We start from the raw sequence: 4691 nt of genomic DNA on the forward strand, positions 1-4691 counted from the left end.
AAGTAGTCGAGGCCCGCTTCGCCGATAGCAATGCAACGGGGATGGGCACTTAGCCGGACAAGATCATCCGTTTGTATATGCAATTCCTGATCGGCATTGTGCGGATGCGTGCCGACCGAGCACCAAACGTTCGGGAAACGTTCTGCGATGGCCGTGTACGTGGAAAAGTTATCCACACGTGTGGATATCGTCACCATTCCGGTGACGCCGACAGCGGCGGCGCGGGCCATTACGCCGTCGATGTCGGCCGAAAGCGCCTCGAAGTCGAGATGGCAGTGGCTGTCGATCAGCATGACTTACTCGGCCGGTTTTTCGAGACGCGCGAAGACACCTTGCGGCACTGGCAGGTCAGTATTGGTTGGCAGACTGTTAGCATTGAGCGCAGCCGACAGGGTCCGCTGGTCAGCAGGCACGGCCAACTGGTCGAGAAGGCGCGCAGCCGAGGCCGGAACGAAGGCGAGCATCGGGATGGCGATGCGGCGAACGGTGTCGGCGGTGACGTAGAGAACGGTCGCCATGCGGGCGGGATCGGTCTTCTTCAGCGCCCAGGGTTCCTGGCCGGCGAAATAGTTGTTGGCCGACGACAGGGCGGCGATGAGGGCGCCCGTGGCTTCGTGGACGAGCTGCTCGTCCATGGCCTTCTGAGCGGCGGCGAGCGCTTCGTCGACTTCGGCGATGATTGCCTTGTCGGCGTCGCTGAGTTCGCCGAGAACCGGGACCTTGGCGTCGCAGTTTTTGTTGATCATCGAGAGCGAGCGCTGCGCGAGATTGCCGAGGTTGTTGGCGAGGTCAGCGTTGACGCGGTTGACCAGCTTCTCGTTGGAATAGTCGCCATCGTTGCCGAAGGAGACTTCGCGCAGGAAGAAGTAGCGGACGGCATCGGGGCCGAAGGTTTCGACCAGTTCGAAGGGGTCGATGACGTTGCCGAGCGACTTGCTCATCTTCTGGCCATCGACAGTGAGGAAGCCGTGGGCGAAGACGCGGTGCTGCACCTCGATGCCGGCGCTCATGAGGAAAGCAGGCCAGTAGACGGTGTGGAAGCGGATGATGTCCTTGCCGACCACATGCAGGTCGGCCGGCCAGAATTTCTTGAACAGTTCGCTCTGCTCGTCGGGATAGCCGACGCCGGTGATGTAATTGGTCAGGGCGTCCACCCAGACATACATCACGTGGCCGGGACCGCCGGGAACGGGAACGCCCCAATCGAAGGTGGTGCGCGAAACCGACAGGTCCTGCAGGCCGCCCTTCACGAAGGAGATGATTTCGTTGCGACGCTCTTTCGGCGCGATGAAATCGGGGTTCGCTTCGTAGAGCGCCAGGAGCTTTTCCTGATAGGCGGAAAGGCGGAAAAAATAGGTCGGTTCTTCGACCCATTCGACTTCGGCGCCCGAGGGGGCAAAACGCTTGCCGTCCTTTTCGGTCAGCTCGCTCTCGTCGAAATAGGCCTCGTCGCGCACCGAGTACCAGCCCTTGTAGGTGGACTGGAAAATGTCGCCGTTGTGGCTCGCTTCCATCTTCTTCCAGATGGCCTGCGAAGCGTCGTAGTGGCGCTGTTCGGTGGTGCGGATGAAGTCGTCGTTGGAGAGGTTCAATTCAGCAGCGAGCTTGCGGAACTCGGCCGAATTGCGATCTGCCAATTCGCGGACGGGAATGCCTTCCTTGGCAGCGGTCTGGACCATCTTGATCCCATGTTCGTCCGTACCGGTGAGGAAGTAAACTTCCCGGCCTTCGAGCCGCTTCCAGCGGGCGATGGCATCGGTCGCGATCATCTCATAGGCGTGGCCGATATGCGGGGCGCCATTGGGATAGGAAATCGCGGTCGTGACGTAAAAGGGCTTTGCGGTCATTGTGACTCTGTGGGGATGGCAGTCGTGTTTCGGTGCTTCCTTATGGCGTCGAACAGCACGGACAGCGTCTGCTTCATGTCGAGATTGACGCTATCGGCTTCGCTCAGAAGCGCGTTTGCCTTGTCCCATAGGTCAGTTGCCGAGGCAAGCCGCAACCGCTGATCGGGCTGCATTGCGGCATTGCGCGCCTCGTCGGAAAGCCAATCGAGAAGGATTTCACGGGCGAAGGACATGTCCGGTCCCTGCGGGTCGGAACCGATGGCATCGGCGAGCGTGATGGCGGTGCCGGCCGGCAGGTTTTGGGGCGCTTGCAGCCAGGCGATGAGGGCGCCGACGGGGGACTCTGGCGAGAGCGCCAGGGTTTCGAAGGCGCGGCGCGGACGGCCACCGGCTAGGCCGAGAGCACGTTGCAGGGTTTCGTCGTCGATGTCGGGCATGCTGGCGGTGACGATCTCGGCGACTTCGCTATCGGCAAGGGGGCGCAGGGCCAGATTGTGGCAGCGCGACTTGATGGTCGGGAGCAATTGGCCGGGGCGATGCGAGATCAGCAGGAAGGTCGTGTCAGCGGGCGGCTCTTCGAGGGTCTTGAGGAGGGCGTTGGCGGCCGAGGGATTGCAATCGTCGATGGAGTCCAGAATGGCGATGCGGTGGCCGGCGCGGCCGCGGGTGTGGTGGAGAGCATCGCGGAGCTCGCGGACGTCTTCGACGCGGATGATGGTGTAAAAGCCCTTGGCATCCTTGGGGCGACGGCGGAGGACGAAGAGGTTCGGGTGCGAGAGCGCCGTGACCTGTTCCTGCACGCGCTCGGGGCTTTCGTCGCCGGTGGCGAGGAGAATGGCGGCGGCGAGCTCGAAGGCGAAGGTGGCTTTGCCGATACCCTGAGGGCCATGGAGCAGAAACGCCCCCGGCAGGCGGCGCTCTTGGAGCTGGGCGAGGATGGCCGCGCGGGCGGCGTCATGACCGATGGCGCCGTGCCGTTCTTCGGGCAGCGGCAGGCCGGCAAGCGCAGAGGGATCGGTCACGCCGGGATACCGGTCTGGAGTTCCGGGAAGCGCGATTGAACGGTGTTCCAGATTTCGCGCTCGAGCCCTTCTTCGGCCTGATTGGCGGACAGCACAACGCAGCGGTCGGTATTGTTGCGGGCAATATCCAAAAAGCCGTCGCGCAGGCGCTTGTGCCAGTCGAGCTCTTCCTTTTCGAAGCGGTCGCCAGTGAGGGCGAGGCCGTCTTCAATGGCGCGCTCGGCAACGCGCTTGAAGGCGGTTTCAGGGTCCATGTCGAGGACGATGGTCAGGTCGGGCGTGTGGCCATCGAGGGCGAGGTCTTCGAGGGCGTCAATAAGCTTGCTGTCGACGCCGCCCGTCAGGCCCTGATAGGCGCGGGTGGAATCGCAAAAGCGGTCGGAGATGACCCAGGTGCCCTTGGCAAGATTTGGGGCGATCAGTTGCGTAACGTGATCGTAGCGGGCGGCGGCGAAAAGCACGGCTTCGGCGCCTGAACCCCAGGCTTCGCTGCGGCCCTGCAGGATGAAGGAACGGATCGCTTCGGCTTTGGGCGTGCCGCCGGGCTCGCGGGTGCGTACGGCATCGACGGAAACATTGGCCAGATTGGCGAGCAGGCGTTTTACCTGGGTGGACTTGCCCACCCCTTCCCCACCTTCAAAGGTGATGAAGCGGGCCTGTCTGCGATTTGGCGCTTCGAGCATATGCGTTTCCCGTCAGAGCCAGCCCAAGGCGAGCTGCTTCAGCGCATCCATCGCGCGGCGCACGAGATCGCCTTGCGGCACATCTTCGGCGGCGTAGAGCGGCGCGCTTTGTACGAGTTCGTCATTGCAGAAGACGCGCAGTTCGGCAACCTGCTGGCCGGCCGAAACCGGCGGCAGCAGCGGGCCGACATAGTGCACGCTGGCAGAGAGGCAATCGCGGGAGCCCCGGGGAAGATAGAGGGCGATTTCGCCATTGCCGACCAGGCCGACGCTGGAGACGGCGCCGCCATAGACATCGGCATAGGTGACCACAGCACCGTCGGGATAGGCTTCGAAGCGCTCGAAGGCGCGGGAGCCCCAGGTGAGCAGCTTGCGACCTTCTTCGGCGCGTTCGCGCATGGAGCCAAGGCCGTGGACGACGGCGACGAGGCGACGATCGCCCTGGGCCGTAGAGATGACGGCGCCGTAGCCGGCAGCTTCGGTGTGGCCAGTCTTGAGGCCATCGACGCCGATGCCGACTTCGATCAGGGAATTGCGGTTGGCCTGCTTGATGCCGTTCCACTCCATCTCGGGCTCGGAGAAGTAGTGGTAATATTCGGGAAATTCGCGGATCAGGTAGCTGCCGAGATCAGCCAGGTCGCGGGCAGTCGAATATTGATCCGGGTCCGGCAGGCCGGTGGGGTTCATGAAATGCGAGCCATCGAGGCCGATATTGCGGGCCAGCTCGTTCATCATGGCGGCGAAGCTGCCTTCGGTGCCGGCGATGCCTTCAGCGAGGATAATAGCGGCGTCGTTGCCCGACTGGATGATGACGGAGCGGACAAGGTCTTCAACGCGGATTTTTGAGTTCAGGTCAGCGAACATGGTGGAGCCGCCCGAGGAGGCACCGCCGGTGCGCCAGGCGTGTTCGGACACGAAAAACTCGTCGTTGAGATGCACCCGGCCGGAGCGGATTTCGTTGAAGACGACGGCCAGGGTCATGAGCTTGGCCATGCTGGCCGGCTCGAGCCGTGCGTCGGCATCCTTCTGGAAAATCACCGTGCCCGATTCATAGTCCATCAGCACCGCAAAGCGGGCATTGGTCTCAAAATTTGCCTGCGCCAGAGCGGGAAAGGCACTGGCGAAAGCGATGAGCAGGG

Annotated in this window: 5 protein-coding genes; all 5 read right to left on the bottom strand. The window is 62.8% G+C overall.

The window, feature by feature from the left end:
* On the bottom strand, window positions 1-293 hold a 293-nt coding region (locus ABW043_RS15995; protein ID WP_353922196.1), incomplete at its 3' end, for a TatD family hydrolase.
* A 3-nt stretch (window positions 294-296) separates the two neighbouring features.
* Window positions 297-1847: a methionine--tRNA ligase gene (gene metG, locus ABW043_RS16000; RefSeq protein WP_353922197.1), complete on the bottom strand. Its 1551-nt coding sequence runs from the start codon at window positions 1845-1847 to the stop codon at window positions 297-299.
* On the bottom strand, window positions 1844-2869 hold the full coding sequence (locus tag ABW043_RS16005; protein WP_353922198.1) for a DNA polymerase III delta subunit-related protein: 1026 nt from the start codon (window positions 2867-2869) through the stop codon (window positions 1844-1846). The genes metG and ABW043_RS16005 overlap by 4 nt, the downstream gene beginning before the upstream one ends.
* Entirely contained in the window at window positions 2866-3552 is a 687-nt protein-coding gene (tmk, locus tag ABW043_RS16010) for a dTMP kinase (protein ID WP_353922199.1), read from the bottom strand. The genes ABW043_RS16005 and tmk overlap by 4 nt, the downstream gene beginning before the upstream one ends.
* Window positions 3553-3564: 12 nt before the next feature.
* Window positions 3565-4689 carry a D-alanyl-D-alanine carboxypeptidase family protein gene (locus ABW043_RS16015; protein ID WP_502908658.1) on the bottom strand — a complete coding sequence of 375 codons (1125 nt, stop codon included), beginning with the start codon at window positions 4687-4689 and terminating at the stop codon, window positions 3565-3567.
* Between the last annotated feature and the right edge of the window lie 2 nt (window positions 4690-4691).

It is taken from the genome of Devosia sp., from assembly GCF_040509215.1.
Lineage (GTDB): Bacteria > Pseudomonadota > Alphaproteobacteria > Rhizobiales > Devosiaceae > Devosia.

Excerpts from the sequence above, each read along its gene's own strand:
- metG (WP_353922197.1), bottom strand. The coding sequence starts at position 1,847 with ATGACCGCAAAGCCCTTTTACGTCACGACCGCGATTTCCTATCCCAAT.
- tmk (WP_353922199.1), bottom strand. The coding sequence starts at position 3,552 with ATGCTCGAAGCGCCAAATCGCAGACAGGCCCGCTTCATCACCTTTGAA.